The 19,147-nt window shown below is 41.7% G+C and carries 25 protein-coding genes and 1 other annotated feature; of the genes, 17 read left to right on the forward strand and 8 right to left on the reverse strand.

All coding sequences use genetic code 11. From position 1 onward, the window contains the following. Positions 1-316 precede the first annotated feature (316 nt). Positions 317-1,858, forward strand: coding sequence for a 4Fe-4S dicluster domain-containing protein (locus WMO31_RS09585; RefSeq protein WP_367999605.1), 1,542 nt, complete (start codon positions 317-319; stop codon positions 1,856-1,858). 22 nt (positions 1,859-1,880) lie between these two features. Next, positions 1,881-2,651 (forward strand): YdcF family protein, encoded by a 771-nt coding sequence (locus WMO31_RS09590; RefSeq protein ID WP_367999606.1) that lies wholly within the window; start codon positions 1,881-1,883, stop codon positions 2,649-2,651. On the opposite strand, the gene WMO31_RS09595 is transcribed toward WMO31_RS09590, so the two are convergent. Then, on the reverse strand, positions 2,596-2,847 hold the full coding sequence (locus WMO31_RS09595) for a hypothetical protein (RefSeq protein WP_046431906.1): 252 nt from the start codon (positions 2,845-2,847) through the stop codon (positions 2,596-2,598). The genes WMO31_RS09590 and WMO31_RS09595 overlap by 56 nt on opposite strands. Positions 2,848-2,917: 70 nt before the next feature. Next, the gene (locus WMO31_RS09600; RefSeq protein ID WP_021883545.1) at positions 2,918-3,127 is read right to left on the reverse strand and encodes a helix-turn-helix domain-containing protein; all 210 of its coding nucleotides are present in this window, start codon (positions 3,125-3,127) and stop codon (positions 2,918-2,920) included. A gap of 247 nt (positions 3,128-3,374) precedes the next feature. Here WMO31_RS09600 and WMO31_RS09605 point away from each other — a divergent pair, with 247 nt between their 5' ends. Then, positions 3,375-3,884: a hypothetical protein gene (locus WMO31_RS09605; protein ID WP_367999607.1), complete on the forward strand. Its 510-nt coding sequence runs from the start codon at positions 3,375-3,377 to the stop codon at positions 3,882-3,884. Positions 3,885-4,106: 222 nt separating this feature from the next. On the opposite strand, the gene WMO31_RS09610 is transcribed toward WMO31_RS09605, so the two are convergent. Next, the gene (locus WMO31_RS09610) at positions 4,107-4,316 is read right to left on the reverse strand and encodes a helix-turn-helix domain-containing protein (RefSeq protein ID WP_021883545.1); all 210 of its coding nucleotides are present in this window, start codon (positions 4,314-4,316) and stop codon (positions 4,107-4,109) included. 463 nt (positions 4,317-4,779) lie between these two features. On the opposite strand from WMO31_RS09610, the gene WMO31_RS09615 reads away from it, so the two are divergent. Further along, on the forward strand, positions 4,780-5,100 hold the full coding sequence (locus WMO31_RS09615) for a dockerin type I repeat-containing protein (protein WP_298178856.1): 321 nt from the start codon (positions 4,780-4,782) through the stop codon (positions 5,098-5,100). Between the two features lie 298 nt (positions 5,101-5,398). Here WMO31_RS09615 and argS read toward each other — a convergent pair whose 3' ends face one another. The 3 genes from argS to murI are packed head-to-tail and all read right to left on the reverse strand — an operon-like array spanning position 5,399 to position 8,431. Continuing rightward, complete coding sequence (argS, locus tag WMO31_RS09620) at positions 5,399-7,135, reverse strand: arginine--tRNA ligase (RefSeq protein ID WP_367999608.1); 1,737 nt, start codon at positions 7,133-7,135, stop codon at positions 5,399-5,401. A gap of 1 nt (position 7,136) precedes the next feature. Continuing rightward, positions 7,137-7,601 (reverse strand): YwiB family protein, encoded by a 465-nt coding sequence (locus WMO31_RS09625; RefSeq protein WP_021883548.1) that lies wholly within the window; start codon positions 7,599-7,601, stop codon positions 7,137-7,139. Positions 7,602-7,612: 11 nt separating this feature from the next. Continuing rightward, positions 7,613-8,431, reverse strand: a complete 819-nt coding sequence (gene murI / locus WMO31_RS09630; RefSeq protein WP_015522666.1) for a glutamate racemase — start codon at positions 8,429-8,431, stop codon at positions 7,613-7,615. A gap of 138 nt (positions 8,432-8,569) precedes the next feature. Here murI and WMO31_RS09635 point away from each other — a divergent pair, with 138 nt between their 5' ends. The 9 genes from WMO31_RS09635 (at position 8,570) to pckA (ending at position 14,951) form a co-directional block, all read left to right on the forward strand. Continuing rightward, a complete protein-coding gene (locus WMO31_RS09635) occupies positions 8,570-9,358 on the forward strand; it encodes a DUF7674 family protein (RefSeq protein ID WP_046431899.1) in 789 nt (262 codons plus the stop codon). 210 nt (positions 9,359-9,568) lie between these two features. Then, on the forward strand, positions 9,569-9,718 hold the full coding sequence (rpmG, locus tag WMO31_RS09640) for a 50S ribosomal protein L33 (RefSeq protein ID WP_015522667.1): 150 nt from the start codon (positions 9,569-9,571) through the stop codon (positions 9,716-9,718). 12 nt (positions 9,719-9,730) lie between these two features. Beyond that, entirely contained in the window at positions 9,731-9,988 is a 258-nt protein-coding gene (gene secE / locus WMO31_RS09645) for a preprotein translocase subunit SecE (protein ID WP_015522668.1), read from the forward strand. A 44-nt stretch (positions 9,989-10,032) separates the two neighbouring features. Beyond that, the gene (gene nusG, locus WMO31_RS09650) at positions 10,033-10,560 is read left to right on the forward strand and encodes a transcription termination/antitermination protein NusG (RefSeq protein WP_015522669.1); all 528 of its coding nucleotides are present in this window, start codon (positions 10,033-10,035) and stop codon (positions 10,558-10,560) included. Between the two features lie 113 nt (positions 10,561-10,673). Next, entirely contained in the window at positions 10,674-11,099 is a 426-nt protein-coding gene (rplK, locus tag WMO31_RS09655) for a 50S ribosomal protein L11 (RefSeq protein ID WP_015522670.1), read from the forward strand. Positions 11,100-11,155: 56 nt separating this feature from the next. Continuing rightward, positions 11,156-11,851 (forward strand): 50S ribosomal protein L1, encoded by a 696-nt coding sequence (rplA, locus tag WMO31_RS09660; RefSeq protein ID WP_117931594.1) that lies wholly within the window; start codon positions 11,156-11,158, stop codon positions 11,849-11,851. A 27-nt stretch (positions 11,852-11,878) separates the two neighbouring features. Next, positions 11,879-12,019, forward strand: a sequence feature (ribosomal protein L10 leader region). A 29-nt stretch (positions 12,020-12,048) separates the two neighbouring features. Further along, positions 12,049-12,609 carry a 50S ribosomal protein L10 gene (rplJ, locus tag WMO31_RS09665; RefSeq protein ID WP_021883551.1) on the forward strand — a complete coding sequence of 187 codons (561 nt, stop codon included), beginning with the start codon at positions 12,049-12,051 and terminating at the stop codon, positions 12,607-12,609. Between the two features lie 53 nt (positions 12,610-12,662). Next, positions 12,663-13,040 (forward strand): 50S ribosomal protein L7/L12, encoded by a 378-nt coding sequence (gene rplL, locus WMO31_RS09670; protein ID WP_367999609.1) that lies wholly within the window; start codon positions 12,663-12,665, stop codon positions 13,038-13,040. 306 nt (positions 13,041-13,346) lie between these two features. Beyond that, positions 13,347-14,951, forward strand: coding sequence for a phosphoenolpyruvate carboxykinase (ATP) (pckA, locus tag WMO31_RS09675; protein ID WP_015522673.1), 1,605 nt, complete (start codon positions 13,347-13,349; stop codon positions 14,949-14,951). Between the two features lie 114 nt (positions 14,952-15,065). Here the strand turns inward: pckA and WMO31_RS09680 are convergent, their stop codons facing one another. Then, positions 15,066-15,494: a DUF305 domain-containing protein gene (locus tag WMO31_RS09680; RefSeq protein ID WP_046431894.1), complete on the reverse strand. Its 429-nt coding sequence runs from the start codon at positions 15,492-15,494 to the stop codon at positions 15,066-15,068. Between the two features lie 126 nt (positions 15,495-15,620). Between WMO31_RS09680 and WMO31_RS09685 the strand changes: the two genes are divergently transcribed. Next, positions 15,621-16,403 (forward strand): alpha/beta hydrolase, encoded by a 783-nt coding sequence (locus WMO31_RS09685; protein ID WP_367999610.1) that lies wholly within the window; start codon positions 15,621-15,623, stop codon positions 16,401-16,403. Between the two features lie 4 nt (positions 16,404-16,407). After that, positions 16,408-16,932 (forward strand): GNAT family N-acetyltransferase, encoded by a 525-nt coding sequence (locus WMO31_RS09690; RefSeq protein ID WP_337606155.1) that lies wholly within the window; start codon positions 16,408-16,410, stop codon positions 16,930-16,932. A 66-nt stretch (positions 16,933-16,998) separates the two neighbouring features. Here WMO31_RS09690 and WMO31_RS09695 read toward each other — a convergent pair whose 3' ends face one another. After that, on the reverse strand, positions 16,999-17,568 hold the full coding sequence (locus WMO31_RS09695; protein WP_015522677.1) for a PduL/EutD family phosphate acyltransferase: 570 nt from the start codon (positions 17,566-17,568) through the stop codon (positions 16,999-17,001). 118 nt (positions 17,569-17,686) lie between these two features. Here WMO31_RS09695 and WMO31_RS09700 point away from each other — a divergent pair, with 118 nt between their 5' ends. Then, complete coding sequence (locus tag WMO31_RS09700) at positions 17,687-18,262, forward strand: uracil-DNA glycosylase (protein WP_015522678.1); 576 nt, start codon at positions 17,687-17,689, stop codon at positions 18,260-18,262. Between the two features lie 181 nt (positions 18,263-18,443). Next, the gene (locus WMO31_RS09705; RefSeq protein ID WP_015522679.1) at positions 18,444-19,145 is read left to right on the forward strand and encodes an ABC transporter ATP-binding protein; all 702 of its coding nucleotides are present in this window, start codon (positions 18,444-18,446) and stop codon (positions 19,143-19,145) included. The last annotated feature ends 2 nt before the right edge of the window (positions 19,146-19,147 follow it).

The raw sequence follows: 19,147 nt of genomic DNA on the forward strand, positions 1-19,147 counted from the left end.
ATTTTATAACAATATTCACTTAAAGTCAATAAATGTGACAAAATCGCTCGGAATAAAGTTTGATATTATGTAAATAATATCGCAAATTTTTTGCAAAATAAGCCTGTATCTGTTGAAAACAAGGGTAGTGTAGTGTATAATCTAAGTACGAATTGCAACATTATGTTGCAATTCAGAGATTCAATGTTCCATTGAACCTCTGAGGAGCTAACGCTCCTATGTACAAGATTGCAAGCAAGGCAGAGCGTTGCTGCGATTTAAATTTAGTGAATGATTGAATAGAAAATAAAATACACACAGTGAAAGGATGAGTGCCTTGAGAGGACTGTATTCGTCAAAGACAAAAATCCGTAATCAAATTTTCACCGAGGTTGCAAGGTTTGCATACGAGGGCGGAGATTATTCAAAATTTGAAAATCTTCCGTATGAAATTATCCCGGGTGAAATTTCAACATACCGTGAAAGTATATTTCTCGAAAGAGCCATTGTCGGCGAAAGACTTCGCCTTGCAATGGGACTTCCGCTTTTGCCCGTTTCAAAACAAGCGCCTATTTCAACAGGTGTTGAAGAAAGTATGATTGACGAAAAGGTTTACGATCCGCCGTTAATCAATATTATAAAATTCGCCTGTCATAAGTGTGCCGAAAAAAGAGTGGTTGTGACAGACGGCTGTCAGGGCTGTCTTGAACACCCGTGTACAGAGGTTTGCCCGAAGGGAGCAATCTCGATTGTACATGGAAAATCGCATATTGACGATGAAAAATGCATCAAATGCGGAAAATGTCAGGGTGCGTGCCCGTACAATGCAATCATAAAGCAGGAGCGTCCGTGTGCCGCCGCATGCGGTATGAAAGCTATCCACAGCGATGAGCATGGAAGAGCAGATATTGACTATAACAAGTGCGTTTCATGCGGAATGTGCCTTGTAAGCTGTCCGTTCAGCGCAATTGTTGACAAAAGTCAGATTTTCCAGACTATTATGGCAATCAACAGCGGCACACCTGTTTATGCCGCAGTTGCACCTGCAATTGCAGGTCAGTTCAAGGGACTTCCGTCAAATAAAATCAGAAATGCCTTTAAGGCTCTCGGCTTTACCGATGTTGTCGAGGTTGCGGTTGGTGCCGACCTTTGTACGGTTGAAGAAGCAAAGGATTTTATGGAAGAGGTTCCCGAAAAACAACCGTTCATGGCGACTTCCTGTTGCCCGTCATGGAGCGTTATGGCGAAGAAAACTTTCCCCGACATTGCTCCGTACATTTCAATGGCACTCACTCCTATGGTTCTCACTGGCAGACTTACAAAACAGCATTATCCCGATTGCAGGGTTGTGTTTATCGGACCATGTGCCGCTAAAAAGCTTGAGGCAAGCCGCAGAAGTATCCGAAGTGATATCGACTTTGTGCTGACTTTTGAAGAAGTTGCAGGAATGTTTGCCGCAAAAGAGGTTGATTTTAACGCTGTTGAGGTTGACGAAAAACCGCTTTCGTTCTCAAGCGCAGACGGCAGAGGCTTTGCCGTAAGCGGCGGTGTTGCAAAGGCTGTTGTCAATGCAATCCACAAGCTTGATCCCGAAAGAGAGGTCAAGGTTGCCAATGCACAGGGACTTGACGAGTGCGTAAAGCTTTTGCGTATGGCAAAGGCCGGCAAGTACAACGGCTATCTGCTTGAGGGTATGGCTTGCCCGGGCGGTTGTGTTGCAGGTGCCGGAACAATCAACAATCCCGACAAATCTGCAATGGAGGTTCTCAAAAGCAAGAAAGAATCGTGCTTTGAGGGTGCTGTTGACACTCCGTTTATTGACCGCTTGTCAACACTTGAAAATATGTACAATGAGTTTGACAAGATGAAAGAAATTTAACAGGTCGGGTGATATTTTGAAAATGGTGATGTTAATTTTACGCATAATCGGCATTGCCGTGGCAGTTGTGTTTCTCGGATTTTTCGTAATCCCTATGACTCACGGAATTATCAACCCGGGCAATATTGCAGGAACTTTTTTGTGTCTGTGGCTGTTGTGCGTGTTAATTCCGCCAGTTCACGGCGCAATAAAGGCATTTTGCTTTAAGCATTTGTTTACTAAAATAGTTTTTCGTGTAGTTAATATCGGTTTTATCGTTTTTGCCGTTTACGGTGCGATTGTCACCTCTGCAATGGTGTGGGCAACCTGTCAGGCTCCGCCCGAAAACTCAACTGCAATTGTCCTCGGTGCTCAGGTTAAGCCGTGGGGACCGTCGGTAATTTTGCGTGGCAGAATTGACGCCGCAAAATCATATCTTGACGATTCTCCGAACGCAAATGCCGTTCTCAGCGGAGGACAGGGCAGTGACGAGATTATGAGTGAGGCACAATGCATGTACAATGTGCTGACGGAGTCGAAAATTGATTCTTCAAGACTTTATATGGAGGACAAGTCAACCAACACAACCGAGAATATAAGAAATTCAATGAAAATTATTGAGGACAACAACCTTAATACCGATATTACGATTGTGACGGACGGTTTTCATCAGCTCAGAGCGAGGATAATCTGTTCGCAACTCGGCATAAAAGGAAATGTCGGAGCAGTAAGCTCCGACACAAGACTTTTGTATGTCCCTACTTATGCTGTTCGTGAGTGGTTCGCTCTTCCGTTTCAGCTTCTGTTTCGGTAGTCACAATCTCGGTGATGTCACCGTTTGTGTCAAAATGAGGCTTTGTCCTGTGACAGTTTGCAAACTCAAGCGGATAAACCTCGTGTTCCGTAACATCAACAATAGGGGAAATTTCCTTTTTGCTGTTCCGTGAGGGCAACTCAATCGGATATTTTTCGTGCTGTCCCTCGTTATGATTAACATCGTAAAAACTCAAAATAAAAACCACCTTTCTGTGAGGTGGTTTTATTTTTTGCAGAATTTTAAATTATATGCAGAGAAAAAAACTAATTTGTATCGTGTTTCAACTCAAGGATGTAGTCGGTTGAAACTTTGTACAATTTTGCAAGAGAAATAAGCACCTCGGTCGGCACGTCACGGTTTCCGTTTTCATACCTAAAGTACTGCGGCTGTTTCATGCCGAGATATTCTGCAACATCATTCTGCGTCATATCGTGATCCTCACGCAACTCTCTTATCCTTTTATAATAAGGCATTTTATCACCCTTTTTATTTATTTGCTATTGACAAAATAACATTCTTTGTGATAAAATTATTCTGTAATAACCAAACGGTTATAATGCAGATGGCTTTATACAACAGATTGGTATTGAATTGATTGCAAATAAAATACGGTATCAATATTAGTGCAATTTTATATAAGTAAATACTTATATACTCAACTGCGTAGTTGCGAAAACATTTGCATAAAAATTAATAATATATTTATAAGGAGAGAAACATATGCAGAAAATTGAATTTATGACATCACTTTTGACTTTTTACTTGAAAGGTGAGATTTCGACAGAGCAGAATTTTTTGACCCTCAAAGTACCAAATACTATTCTTACATTGATACCGCTAGGAAGGAAAAATGACAAAATACCTGTTACGCAAATTTCTTCTGTAAGCACAGATTTCAAGCTTTTATTTAAGGATTTTTTAATTGGAATTATTGTTGCAATAATAGGCATTGTCCTTTTCGGAACTAATTTTTTAATTGGATTCATACTTCTTCTTATAGGAGCGGCGATGGTTATAAATTCATTCCAAACAGTTTTAACTATCAGAACTACATCCGGAGAAATTAAATCAGCATCAATTTTAATTTTTGAAAAGTCAAAAGCCGAACAGGCTGCTTCAATGATCAATCATATTATCGGAAGTAGATTAGATGACACCAACAATAGAGTGCAGGGTGATCGTCAAACTGATCGTATGGTTGAAGCAATAAATTCATTAAAAGGTAATTAAAACTAATTGATACATATTTTTAATACAACAAAGCCCTGAGGTTTAACATATCTCAGGGCTATATCCCATTTATACAATTTGGTGTAGCGGCAAACAGTGTTCGCCAATCGTGCCGATTGTAAAATCGGTGCGACTTTAAGTAGTTTTAATTAAAATAAAACCACCTTTCTGTGAGGTGGTTTTATTTTTTGCAGAATTTTAAATTATATGCAGAGAAAAAAACTAATTTGTATCGTGTTTCAACTCAAGGATGTAGTCGGTTGAAACTTTGTACAATTTTGCAAGAGAAATAAGCACCTCAGTCGGCACGTCACGGTTTCCGTTTTCATACCTAAAGTACTGCGGCTGTTTCATGCCGAGATATTCTGCAACATCATTCTGCGTCATATCGTGATCCTCACGCAACTCCCTTATCCTTTTATAATAAGGCATTGTATCACCCTTTTTATTTATTTATTTATACTGACAGAATAACATTCTTTGCAACGAAATTTTCGTATGATAACTAAATGGTTATAACAGTGGCAAAATTCAGTATTGCTATTGCGTTTGTGATGCATAAATTAGTGTGATGTGAACCTTATTGTATGTATAGAAGATATTAATCTAATAAAAACACATTGTTGTTATTCGTTATTTGTTAAATTGTTATCTTCATACAATTCTCATATTTGTTTATAATAAAACAATTTATCATCTTTTTGTTTATTTGCTATTGACAGAACAGAGTCTTTGTGATAGAATATTTTATAAGATAACCGAACGGTTATAAACAACAAAGAAAAGTAAAAGTATATCCTTGTTTTCTCATTCGCTGTTTATATAATGTTGATTATCAAATTCAATTTCGGTGTATTATTGGTTGAAAATGCACTGTTTTAAGGAGGATTTTGGTATGGCAAAAAAACTTATTAGTATTGCGACATTGTTTGTTCTTATGGCAGTAAGCGTATTCAGCGCTTTTGCGGTTGAGGATGAAACAAAAAATGCTCTTGTTTACGGCGATGTGAACATTGATGGTGCTGTTACCGTAATCGATGCTACCGATATTCAGAAGTACATTGTCGGTCTTGAAGAATTTACAGCAGACAGTAAGTCAGTTGCAGATGTTGATAGTGACGGTATTATTTCTGTTATTGATGCGACTTCAATTCAAAAGTATATTGTAGGTCTTAACGATTGCGGAAAAGTCGGTCAGCAATTTGTTACTGAATGATTTTAAATCATAATCACAGTAATAATAATTAAGTCCCGAGGTATTGTGTGTACTTCGGGACTTTATTATGCCTTGAATTATATGTATTATTAATAGGGCTTAACCCTCATAAGGCATGACAATTGGATATAAATAAAAATCAGTCGGGAAGACATTGTTTTGCATTATGCAAACTGTCTTCCCGACATCCATTTTACATTTTCAATTTTTAAATTTCAATTTATAAACTTCCGCTTGGGAAATATAAGCTTCGCATTAATAAAACTATCTACACGAACAGGGTGCAGCGACACGCTGCTTACATGCTTTCGGGACAAGAGATGTTGAACATTGTAAGAACATTTTTGATAACGGCTCTTACGCAGTTGCAAAGTGCAAGTCTTGCCTGCATAAGACCTTCTTCTTCGCCCTTAACACGGCAAGCGTTGTAGAATTTGTGGAAAAGTGTTGCAAGCTGTGTTACATAGCGTGTAACCTTGGTCGGGTCGTAATCCTTTGCCGCGCTGATGATTTCGTTGGTGTATGACGCAAGATGATTGATGAGCTCTTTTTCTTCGGGAGCTGTGAGGAGTGCAAGTTCTGCGTCTGTACATTCTCTCGGAGAAATGCCCTCTTTTGCAAGCGACTTGAAGATACTGCAAATTCTTGCGTGTGCGTACTGAACATAATAAACAGGGTTTTGGTTGTCCTGACTTACCGCAAGGTCAAGGTCAAAGTCCATCTGTGTGTTAGCCTCTTTGGTGTTAAAGAGGAACCTTGCGCTGTCAACAGGCACTTCGTCAAGCAAATCGCCGAGCTGAATGGCCTTGCCGGTACGCTTGCTCATTTTTACAAGCTCACCGTCCTTAACAAGCTTAACAAGCTGCATAAGAACAACATTGAGCTTGTCACCGTCATAGCCGATAGCGTCCATTGCGCCTTTCATTCTCATAACATGACCGTGATGGTCTGCTCCCCAAACATCAATAAGAGTTGTGAATCCACGGTCAAATTTGTTCTTGTGGTATGCAATGTCGGCTGTAAAATATGTCGGGTTGCCGTTCTGACGAATGAGAACATCGTCCTTTAATTCAAGGTTGTCAATGTATTTCTGTGACTTGCCCTCTTTGAGAAGCTTCTGTGTGAGCACCTCTTTGTTCTTGTACCAAACGGCACCATCTTTTTCGTAGGTAAGTCCTTTTTCTGTGAGAAGGTTAACAACAGCCTTAACAGCACCGCTCTTGTGAAGCTCGCTTTCAAAGAACCACTTGTCATAGAAAATCTTGTATTTTTCCATATCAGCCTGCATCTTCTTGATGTTCTTAGGAAGTGCATAGTCAACAAGAGCCTTTTTGCGTTCTTCTGCGCTTACGTTAACAAGGCTGTCGCCGTTTAGGTCTGCATATTCTTTTGCAAGGTCTTTGATGTCCTCACCCTGATAGCCGTCCTCGGGAAACTCTATCTCATCGCCCTTGAAAATCTGAAGATATCTTGCTTCAAGTGAACAGCCGAACTTTTCAATCTGATTGCCGGCGTCGTTTACATAAAATTCACGCCATGCGTTGTAGCCCGCTTTGTCAAGAACAGCGGCAAGACAGTCACCGAGAGCACCGCCTCTTGCGTTGCCCATGTGCATAGGACCTGTCGGGTTGGCTGATACAAACTCAACCATAACCTTTTCATCTCTGCCGTATTCACTTCTGCCGTATGCCTCGGGATTGGCAAGGATTTCTCTGATTACAGCCGAATAAAATTCAGTGCCGAGGAAGAAGTTGATGAATCCCGGACCTGCTGTTTCAAAGCGGTCAAACATTGTACCCTCAAGGTCAAGGTTTGATGTGATAGCCTGTGCAATTTTGAAAGGCGGCATACGGAATGCCTTTGCGCCTGCCATTGCCGCATTTGTTGCAAAGTCGCCGTGGCTTCTGTCTGCGGGTGTTTCAATGATAAACGGAGCGGCCTCCGCCTGGGGAAGTTCACCGTTTGTTATTGCCTTTTCAATAGCGTTTTCAATTGCTTTTTTTAGCTGTTGTACAGCAAGTGCGTATGTATCCATATCAATCTACCTCATTTTCAAACTTTTCTTTTTCTTCAACCGTAATTTTAAACTTGTTTTCGCTCACAAGGTCATTGTTGAAATCAAGCGTGTAACTAACCTCAAGCGTTCCGCCGTTTTTGGTGAGGGAGTTGTTCATTGTCTTTGTGAAAACTCCTATCATAAGGTCGCCTGCAGGCGTCTGATACAGGCATTGATGCCGTCTGCCTTTTTCAAGCATAAGCTGTGAACGCATGGGACCTTTGCGTGTAATTGTCACCGTATTGTCCTGAACTTTGATGAGATTGTCGTAAAAGCTCTGCGGTGCATCCTCGTCATATTCTTTGTAGCCTATGTAACAATGGTCTTTTTTCATCAGAAAATTTCCCTCTGTGAGAACCTCAATTCTGTCGCTTTCATCGTCAAGAATCTGTTCGCCCAGAATGGAAATCATATATTTGCATTTTTTCTTTTCCTTATCTGTCATATCTTCCCTCGTTAATACTGTTCAATGTCAATTTGTGTAACAGTATGCTCCATATTTCTGCCGAGAAACAGTCCTGCAACGCTTTTAAATCCGTCGGGAGTGTCGCTTACATAAAATTCGGGAGTCTGATGCACACCGTCTGTGTTGAGCAGATTGTTTTCTCTGAGAATTTTTGAGCAATAGATTGCAGTTTCATATCCCGAATCAACAAGCGTAACTCCGTCACCCATAAAGTCAGCAATTGCATCACGCAAAAGCGGATAGTGAGTGCAACCGAGAATGAGGGTGTCAACGCCTGTTTCCTTGAGTTCGGAAAGATATCTTCTGATGACAAGCCGTACAATCTGATCGTCACGACATATGAAACCGTTTTCAACAAGCGGAACAAAAAGCGGACACGCCTGCTCGTAAACCTTGTATTTCGGATTAAGCTTTTCAAGACGGAGCTTGTAGCTGTGGCTCGAAATAGTTGCGGCAGTGCCGATAATTCCGATTTTACCGTTCTTTGTTTTTTGGTCGGCAATGAATGCGGTCGGGTTTACAACACCCGTGTACGGAACGGAAAGCTTTTCTTCAAGCATATCGCCTGCAACCGAGCTTACCGTACCGCAGGCTGCAACAACTGTTTTAACATTGTGTTTCAACAGAAAATTTGCGTCCTGAAGGGCATACTTTGAAATTGTTTCACGGCTTCTGTTGCCGTAGGGTACTCTTCCCGTATCTCCAAAGTATATTATTTTCTCGTTTGGCAGCACATGCAAAAACTCTTTTACAGCGCTGAGTCCGCCTAATCCGGAGTCAAAAACTCCGATAGCATCTTGACAAGACATAATAAAACCTTCTTTTACATTAATATACAGCTTAAATAATAACACAATAATGTGCGTCTTGCAAGTCAAAACCTTTGACAAATCTGTTATTTGATTGTATAATGAATTCTGACAGACTAATCCGAGAGGAAGATTAAGTTGGAATTTAAAAAAGCTTTTGATTATATCGTCGGCAAGGTTGAAGAAGAACTTGTAAAACAGAATTATACAAAACAGAAGGTTGTTGCCGAAAACGACAACGAGCTTGTTTCGCTTTTTACAAGTGCGTCACTTGCATATTCGGTAGTATATTATAAGGATAAGGAACAGATGGTGCTCCGTTCCTGCACAATGACCGATGAAGGTCCTGACAACGAATGGAAAACACTTGCAACATGGCTTTACGATGAAACAGTCGGCACACAGAAGGACGCCGACAGTATCGCAAATGACTTTATCGAAGGCGTTTCGGGTACACTTGCAATCAAAAGGGCAAAGCAGGTTAAGCAGAAAAAGAAAAAGGATGACGACGGAACCGCAGATCCGAAGTTTCTGGCAAAGCGTTTTGTAACATATTTCCCGGAGCTTCGTGAGGAAATTAAAAACGAGGAGGATTGTTACTTCCCGTTCAGAGGCGCAACATTCGCAAAAGAGCATATTGCTCCGAAGATTCCTATGTATATTAAGCGTGCAAATAAGAATGAAATCGAGAAGTTTGCAAATGTGTTCAATGTTCAGTACAACAACGGTGATGTTGATACAAGGGCAATCATCACAATCGTTTTGCTCAATTCACTTGATGACGCTGAGTATAATGCGCTTTATGAGCATTTCAACGACGAACTCAAGGTTGCCGCTTTAAATGCAAGGGCTTTTAAGGGCAAAACGGTAAAGCCTGAAAAAGTTAAGAAAGTTAAGGCAAAGGCAAACACTCTTACAAATAACTGATTTAATTGAAATTCACCGTAAAATCCCGTCTTGACGGGCGGGTTTTACGGAATATCGCAGAAAACACAGAATTTCTGCGGATAAATTGCAAAAAAGGCTTGACTAAAGCCTTTATATATGGTAGAATAACCTTACCTCTGAAAGGGGCTTATTTTTTTGTGCCCTATTGAGGGAGGCTAAAATATTCCGAAAAAACCGGGAGGTGCCGTTATGAGAGTAAAAATCACATTGGCCTGCACAGAGTGCAAACAGCGTAATTACAACACAATGAAGAACAAGAAGAACAGTCCTGACAGACTTGAAATGAACAAGTACTGCCGTTTCTGTAAAAAACACACTCTTCACAAGGAAACAAAATAACGGAGGTACATCATGGCTGAGAAAAAGTCTGAAAATGCAAAAGCAGCTGCTAAAAAGACTGCTAAAAAGCCTAATGTTTTCAAAAGGCTCGCAAAGTACCTCGGCTCCTGTAAGAGTGAAATCAAAAAGATCACATGGCCCACAGCGAAGCAGACAACAAAGAACTTTGGTATTGTCATTGCTATGGTAGCTATTGTAGGCGTATTTATCTTTGCCCTTGATCAGGGCTTGTACGCTCTCGTTGGTCTTTTTATGAACACAACCGCCTGATTCGTATCTGACATTGCTTGAATCACGAAAGGAAGAAAGTTGTTATGGCAGAATCAGAAGCAAGATGGTATGTTGTTCATACCTATTCGGGTTATGAAAATAAGGTTGCAACAGATCTTATGACCACAGCCGAAAACAGAAATCTTCAGGATATGATTATTGATGTCAAAGTTCCTGTTGAAATCGTAACCGAAACAGTCGGCGATAAGACCAAAGAGGTTGAAAACAAACTGTTTCCGGGCTATGTTTTCGTTAAGATGGTCTATACAGACGAAACCTGGTATGTTGTGCGCAACATCAGAGGCTGTACAGGATTTGTGGGACCCGGATCAAAGCCCGTACCACTTACAGATGCGGAAGTTTACAGAATGGGTGTTGAAACACGAAGCGTTAAGCTTAACTATTCTGTCGGCGATTCAGTTCGCATTATAGACGGTCCGCTTGAGGATTTTGTCGGTGTTGTTGAAGAAATTGATGCTGACAAAGATTATGTCCGTGTAGTTGTTTCTATGTTCGGACGAGAAACTCCGGTTGAACTTGAGCTTGCTCAGGCTGAACCGATAGAAGATTAATCAAATAATAATCAGCCGATTGGCTTTTTATTGGGAGTGTAACGCTCCCTGTGGGAGGGACCCTACACAGTGGCGTCCCGCAATTTACCACGAATTTTGGAGGTGCAAACACAATGGCTCAGAAGGTTGTAGGCTTAATTAAGCTGCAGATTCCCGCCGGAAAGGCTACTCCGGCACCACCTGTTGGTCCGGCTCTCGGTCAGCACGGTGTAAACATTGTTGCGTTCACAAAGGATTTTAATGAGCGTACAAAGAATGATATCGGTCTTATCATTCCGGTAGTAATTACTGTATATGCAGACCGTTCATTCACTTTCATTACAAAGACTCCGCCTGCTGCGGTTCTTCTTAAGAAGGCTTGCGGTATCGACAGCGGTTCAGGCGTACCTAACAAGACAAAGGTAGCTCAGATTACTCGTGAGCAGATCACAAAGATTGCAGAGCAGAAGATGCCTGACCTCAATGCAGGTTCACTTGATGCTGCTATCAGCATGATTTCCGGTACAGCAAGAAGCATGGGTATTACAGTAGTTGACTAATTATTTCCGGGTGGGAGGATAATTCCGATTGACCACCTAACAATGGAGGAAGACTGATGAAACACGGTAAGAAATATGTTGACGCTGCTAAGCTCGTTGACAGAACTAAATTATATGATACAAACGAGGCACTTGACACAGTTATCAAGACTGCAGTTGCTAAGTTTGACGAAACAGTTGAGCTTCATGTAAAGCTCGGCGTTGACAGCCGTCATGCTGACCAGCAGGTTAGAGGTGCGGTTGTTCTTCCTAACGGTACAGGTAAAAAGGTTAGAGTTCTTGCAATTTGTAAGGGCGCTAACGAAGAGCTTGCCAAGGAAGCCGGTGCTGACTTTGTCGGTGCTGAGGATATGACACAGAAGATTCAGCAGGAGAACTGGATGGACTTTGATGTTCTTATTACAACTCCCGATTGCATGGGTCTTGTAGGTCGTCTCGGTAGAATCCTCGGTCCCCGCGGTCTTATGCCAAACCCAAAGGCAGGTACTGTAACTCCTGACATTGCCAAGGCTGTTAAAGAAGCTAAGGCAGGTAAGATTGAGTACCGTCTTGACAAAACAAACATCATTCACTGCCCAATCGGTAAGGCAAGCTTTGGCGCTGAGAAGCTCGGTGAAAACCTTGACACTCTCATGGGCGCTATCGTAAAGGCTAAGCCTACTGCAGCTAAGGGTCAGTACATCCGCTCAGTTGCCATTACTTCAACAATGGGTCCGAGCGTTCGCATCAACCCTGCTAAGTTTGGTGCTTAATTTCAGTTATTTACACAATAGTGTAAATATATAAAATTCGCTGTTCTAAAGACAGCAGGTGCGTAAGCGTAAAGGTTTTTCCTGCCTGCCGAGGAAGATGCAAATTACATTGTTTTGTGTTTTTGCAGCCGTCCGAGGTAAAACGGACGGCTGTTTTTTATGAACTGCGTTACAAATATTTTGGAGGTGAATTTATCTTGCCAAGTCAAAGTGTTTTAGAGCAGAAGAAAGCAATTGTTGCAGAGCTTTCAGAAAGACTCAAAAGCTCAATCACAGGTGTGGTTGTCAGCTACGAGGGTATCAACACAGAGGACGATACAAAGCTCAGAAAAGAGCTTCGTGAGAACGATGTTAAGTACACTGTAGTAAAGAACACACTTCTTTCCCGTGCTTGCGAGGAAGCAGGTCTTGATGACATTAAGCCTGTTCTCGAGGGTACAACAGCTATTGCTACAAGCGACAGCGAGTACGCTGCTGCTGCAAGAATCCTTTGCAACTATGCTAAGGATCATGACAACTTTAAGGTTAAGTCAGCTTATCTTGACGGTGCCGTAATTGATATGGACACAATCGTTGCCCTTTCAAAGCTCCCAACAAGAGAAGTTCTTCTTGCAAATGTTCTTGGTGCATTCCAGGCACCTATCGCATCCTTTGCACGTGCCGTACAGGCTATCGTTGACAAGGGCGGCGTTGAAGCTTGTGCTGCTGAGGCAGCAGAAGAGGCTCCTGCTGAGGCAGAAGCTCCTGCAGCAGAATAATCGGCTGCAATTAATTAAAATTTTACTAATTATCATATTGGAGGTAAATTACAATGGCATCAGAGAAAATTACTGCTATTATTGAAGAATTAAAAGGCCTCACAGTTCTTGAGCTTTCAGAGCTCGTTCACGCTGTAGAGGATGAGTTTGGTGTATCAGCTGCTGCTGCAGTTGCAGTTGCTGGTCCTGCTGCTGACGGTGGCGCTGCTGCTGCTGAGCAGACAGAGTTTGATGTAGTTCTTAAGGCTGCAGGCGGCAACAAGATTGCTGTTATCAAGGTTGTTCGTGAAGTAACAGGTCTTGGTCTTAAGGAAGCAAAGGCACTCGTTGACGGTGCTCCTAAGGCTCTCAAGGAAGGCGTTTCTAAGGATGACGCTGAAGCTATTAAGACTAAGCTCGAAGAGGCCGGTGCTGAAGTAGAACTTAAGTAATTTTACTTATAGCTTGCATTTTAAGTCCGACAGATTTCTGTCGGACTTTTTTGCGTTTATTGTTAAAATTTGTCATTTTTGATTTTGTATAAATTCAATTTTTTATCTTACAATAAAAGAGTATGGACAATATAATCACAATGTCTGTTTTAACTGCTTTTGATTACTGTTTTGCTTGACGAGCCGATTCTTTTGTGATAAACTATTAACGAACATAGGGTGTTGGATATTAACGCTGACAAGGGGTATTTGTCGCAATTCCACTATCTATGTGAATTCAGAAAACATAGAAAGGTTGATACTGAAATGGCAAAGATTGATTTAACAAAGTACGGTATTACAGGTACTACTGAAATCGTTCACAATCCTTCTTATGAAGAGCTTTTCAAAGAAGAAACAAGACCCGAACTCGAGGGTTATGAAGTTGGTCAGGAAACTGAGCTTGGCGCAGTTAATGTTAAGACCGGCGTTTACACAGGTCGTTCACCTAAGGACAAGTTCATCGTTATGGACGAGAACTCAAAGGACACTGTTTGGTGGACTTCTGACGAGTACAAGAACGACAACCATCCTGCATCTGAGGAAACTTGGAAGGCAGTTAAGGAAATCGCAAAGAAAGAGCTTTCTAACAAGAAGCTTTATGTTGTAGATGCTTTCTGCGGTGCTAACAAGGACACAAGAATGGCTGTTCGTTTCATCGTTGAGGTTGCTTGGCAGGCTCACTTTGTAACAAATATGTTCATCACTCCTTCAGCTGAAGAGCTTGAAAACTTTGAGCCTGATTTCGTTGTTTACAACGCATCAAAGGCTAAGGTTGAAAACTACAAGGAGCTCGGTCTTAACTCAGAAACAGCTGTTGTATTCAACATCACAAGCCGTGAGCAGGTTATCATCAACACATGGTACGGCGGTGAGATGAAGAAGGGTATGTTCTCAATGATGAACTACTACCTCCCGCTCAAGGGCATCGCTTCAATGCACTGCTCAGCCAACACAGATAAGAACGGCGAGAACACAGCTATCTTCTTTGGTCTTTCAGGTACAGGTAAGACTACACTTTCAACAGATCCTAAGAGACTCCTCATCGGTGATGACGAGCACGGCTGGGACGACAACGGCGTATTCAACTTTGAAGGCGGCTGCTATGCTAAGGTTATCAACCTTGACAAAGAGTCAGAGCCTGACATCTACAACGCTATCAGAAGAGATGCTCTTCTTGAAAATGTTACTGTTGACAAGGAAGGCAAGATTGACTTTAACGACAAGACTGTAACAGAGAACACTCGTGTATCATATCCGATTGATCACATCGACAACATTGTTCGTCCTGTTTCTTCAGCTCCTGCTGCAAAGAATGTAATCTTCCTTTCAGCTGATGCTTTCGGCGTACTTCCGCCTGTTTCAATCCTCACACCTGAGCAGACAAAGTACTACTTCCTCTCAGGCTTCACAGCTAAGCTTGCTGGTACAGAGCGTGGCATCACAGAGCCAACTCCAACATTCTCAGCTTGCTTCGGTCAGGCATTCCTCGAGCTTCATCCTACAAAGTATGCTGAAGAGCTCGTTAAGAAGATGGAAATGAGCGGTGCTAAGGCATACCTCGTAAACACAGGTTGGAACGGCTCAGGCAAGCGTATCTCTATTAAGGATACTCGTGGTATCATCGACGCTATCCTTGACGGTTCTATCACAAAGGCTCCTACAAAGACAATTCCACACTTCAACTTTGAAGTTCCTACAGAGCTCCCCGGCGTTGATTCAGGCATCCTCGATCCTCGTGACACATATGCAAATGTTGCTGATTGGGAAGAGAAGGCTAAGGATCTTGCAAGCCGTTTTGTTAAGAACTTTGCTAAGTACGAAGGCAACGAAGCTGGTAAGGCTCTCGTTGAAGCAGGTCCTAAGGCTTAATTTGCCCGACTGCGCTTAACGCATCATATTGGTGCAACCTTTATCTAAATAAAAATTTTCACCCGAAAGGTTTTTGAAAAAATTCCTTTCGGGTGTTTTTTATTGAGATTATACTTACAAAAATGCGGACATTTCTTTTATGTTTTCTTCTTCGGTTTCTAACATTCTTTTGGCGAGGAGGCTGACATGGGGATCATTGCCGTTATATTCTCGAATTTTGCGTGACATTTTATTCACTCCCATTGTGTTGCCTTTTATCATCATTTCGGCAATGTGCGAAGATGATGAGTCACGCTTTAAATCCCTTTGTGCGGCATAGCGTGTCATTGCTTTTGTCATATTACTCACTCTGTGTGGCTCTGCACCACGATTTTGCAACATTTTATTTGCACAATGATACAGCTTTCCGTATTTAATAAGATGTTCGCACAAAACGCCGTCAACCTTGCTGTCCTTCAAACTTTTCCTCACGCTCGTAATTCCCTGACAGCCCATTTCGGCATTCTGCAAAACGCAGTTGAGCATTTCAATATCATTAGTCATAACAAATCACCTCTGTAGATATTATTTACGGGAATTTTTGTATTTATGCAACCGTAAAAAATTAGGTTGCAACACAGCCGTTTTTATGGTTTAATATCTATTAGATAATAAAAAACAGGTGATTTTATGGCTGACGCAAAGTTACATACAATAAAACTTCCGTATCCCGACAAGGGTGACAGAAATGTTTGGGTTTATGTTCCGTCACATTCCGACGGCGAAAAACTGCCCGTTGTCTATATGACAGACGGACAGAATCTTTTTGACGATAATTCAACTCCGTACGGTTCGTGGGAGGTTGTAAAAGCTGTTGAAAACGAGCAGAAAAGCGGTGTAGGCAACGCTGTAATCGTAGGTATTGACAACGGTAATGCTTGGCGTGACAGCGAGCTTACACCGAAATCAATCGGTGAGGTTCAGCACCTTGAAATGCTTTGTGAGGACTTCAAACCCGAGGGCGAAATCTTTGATAATTTTCTTATGAATACCGTCATTCCGTATGTTGAAAATAATTTCCCCGTATGCACCGACAGACAGAATGTTGCCGTCTGCGGAAGTTCATCGGGCGGACTTATGTCATTCTTTTCGGCTTTTGAACACCCGGAAAAATTCGGCTATGCAGGTGTGTTTTCTCCTGCATTTCTCTGTTACACAAGAGAGGATTGGGCAAAATATCTTTCGACAAAAATTGTTGAAAATATGCCGTACCTCTACATCTATACAGGTAATGGTGACGAGCTTGAAGAGATGATTTTTGAAAGCACCGAAATGCTCTACGAACTTTTGGAGGAAAGCTTCTACCCGTATGACAGAATGAACGAGGTCATTCTTTTTGAAAACGCACACAATGAAAAATCTTGGCGAGAAATTTTCCCCGATTTTCTCCACACATTTTTGAGCAGACTTTGATAATATGAACAGCAAAATTGATATAAAAATATGCACCATTGATATGCTGACGGACCTGCAATATCTTTGCAGAACAACTTTTTACGAAACTTTCTACGATTCAACCGATGAGGTGGATATGCGAAAATTTCTTGCAGAAACCTATTCAGCGGAAAAGCTGTCAGCAGAACTTGCAAACTCCGAAAGTGTAACCTTTATAGCGTACAAAAACGGTACTCCTCTCGGATATCTAAAACTGAATATCGGCAATGCGCAGACTGAAAAATGCCTTGACAATGCGCTTGAAATTCAACGCATCTATATCCTGAAAAGTGCCAAAGGACAGGGCATAGGCTCAGCCTTTATGCAGATTGCGGAGAATTTTGCAAGTAAGAAAAAACTTTCAACAATATGGCTCGGTGTATGGGAACATAACGAGCCTGCAAAGAAATTCTACAAATCAAAAGGATATGAAAAATTTTCACATCACACATTTGTCATTGGTGACGATATGCAAACCGATTTCCTTTTGAAAAAGGAAATTTTATGATTTGGGGCAAAACAAAAGGACAGCCTTTAAGACTGTCCCAAAAATGTGATTTGGTTTAAATCGAAATTATGCGATGATTTCGCCGTCAACCGTACCGCCAAGACCTGCGGCATTTGATTCGTCTGTGTCGATGTGCATTGCAGGAGCGTAGTTTGCGTTTACTCTGATTACAACATCACCGAATGTTGTTGCTCTGCCTGTATTTTCGCCAACCTTAACCGAAACGAGCTGTTTGTCTTTAAGACCAAACTCCTCGGCAGTTTTCGGATCAAGGTGAATGTGTCTTTTAGCGGCAATTACACCGCATTCGATTTCAACTTCGCCCTCGGGGCCGACAAGCTTGCAACCGGGTGTGCCTGCAATATCGCCTGATTCTCTGACAGGAGCGGCTATGCCGAGCTTACGAGCGTCTGTAAGAGAGATTTCAACCTGATCTGCACTTCTTTCGGGACCGAGAATTGACATTTTCATTTCACTTTTCGGACCTACAACAGTTACCTTTTCAACACAGGCAAACTGTCCGGGCTGTGAAAGATTCTTTTTGTTTGTAAGAGTTGCGCCCTTGCCAAAGAGAGCCTCAAGAGTTTCTTTTGTAACATGAACATGATGCGCTGATGTTTCAACCATTACTTTCATTTTGTGTACCACCATTCAATTAGAATTCGCCGTACGGCTTCGTGTTTATTCTACTACTTTATTCTTGGAATTTCAACATTTTTGATAAATTTAAATCTTTATTTTGGGAGAGAAAATTATGTATAATACCTGGGAAGAATTAAAATCAGCTTGTGAAAACTGTCACAGGTGTGAACTCTGCGAAACTCGCACAAATGTTGTTGTGGGCGTCGGCAACGAAAATGCAGAGGTTATGTTCATCGGTGAAGGTCCTGGCGAAAACGAGGATCTTCAAGGCGAACCGTTTGTCGGCAGAGCAGGCAAACTGCTTGACAAAATGCTTGCGGCTGTTGACCTTGACAGAAACAAGAATATTTACATTGCCAATATGGTAAAGTGCCGTCCGCCGAAGAACCGGGATCCAAAGCCCGAAGAACAGGAAATGTGCATTGAGTGGCTCAGAACACAGGTGAGAATGATCAAGCCGAAAATCATTGTCTGTCTTGGCAGAATTGCGGCGGCAAGGCTTATTAAATCGGATATCAAAATCACAAAGGAACACGGTCAGTGGATTGAGAAAAACGGTGTGCTTATGATGGCAATGCTTCATCCTGCGGCAATTTTGCGTGATCCACGCAGAAAGCCCGACGCTTTTGACGATTTCTTAAAGCTCCGTGATAAAATCAACGAGGTCTGTAATCATACATATGAATAATTTTTTGCAGCGGAGGTTTAGTGTGACCTCTGCTGTTTTTATATGTATAATTTCAAAATATTGTACATACAGATGACGAATAAGGTAAGATTTCTGTTGATATTGCGGTATTAATTTGGTATAATTAGTATGCAAAGCACAGTGATTTTTTCTGTAAGAAACATATGAAAAGGGTGATTTTATGAGTCTTGTAGAATTTAATAATGTTTACAAAAGATACAAAACGGGTGAGATTGTCATCAATGCGGTTGACGGCATTTCGTTCAAGGTTGAGGAGGGCGAGTTTGCAATTGTAGTCGGTGCGTCCGGTGCAGGCAAAACAACCGTTCTGAATATTCTCGGCGGAATGGACAGCTGTTCCGAGGGCGAAATCATTGTCGGCGGAAAGGATATAAGCAAATTTAAAGACAAACAGCTTATTGAGTACAGACGGCATGACATAGGCTTTGTGTTCCAGTTCTACAACCTTGTTCATAACCTAACGGCAAAGGAAAATGTTGAGCTTGCCGCTCAGATTTGCAGTAATCCTCTTGACAGCGAAACTGCTCTTGACAGCGTGGGCTTGCTTGAAAGGGCAAACAACTTCCCTGCACAGCTTTCGGGCGGTGAACAGCAGAGAGTTTCAATCGCAAGAGCACTTGCCAAAAGACCGAAGCTTTTGCTTTGTGACGAACCGACAGGTGCGCTTGACTACAACACAGGCAGACAGATTCTGAAATTGTTGCAGGAAACCTGCCGTAAAGACAAAATGACCGTTGTTCTCATCACTCACAACGGAGCAATAACACCGATGGCGGATCACATTATAAGAATGAAAAGCGGAAAAATTGTTGAAGATATTTACAATGAAAATCCGAAAAATGTTGAAGAAATTGAGTGGTAAAA

It is taken from the genome of Ruminococcoides intestinale (assembly GCF_040095935.1).
GTDB lineage: Bacteria > Bacillota > Clostridia > Oscillospirales > Acutalibacteraceae > Ruminococcoides > Ruminococcoides intestinale.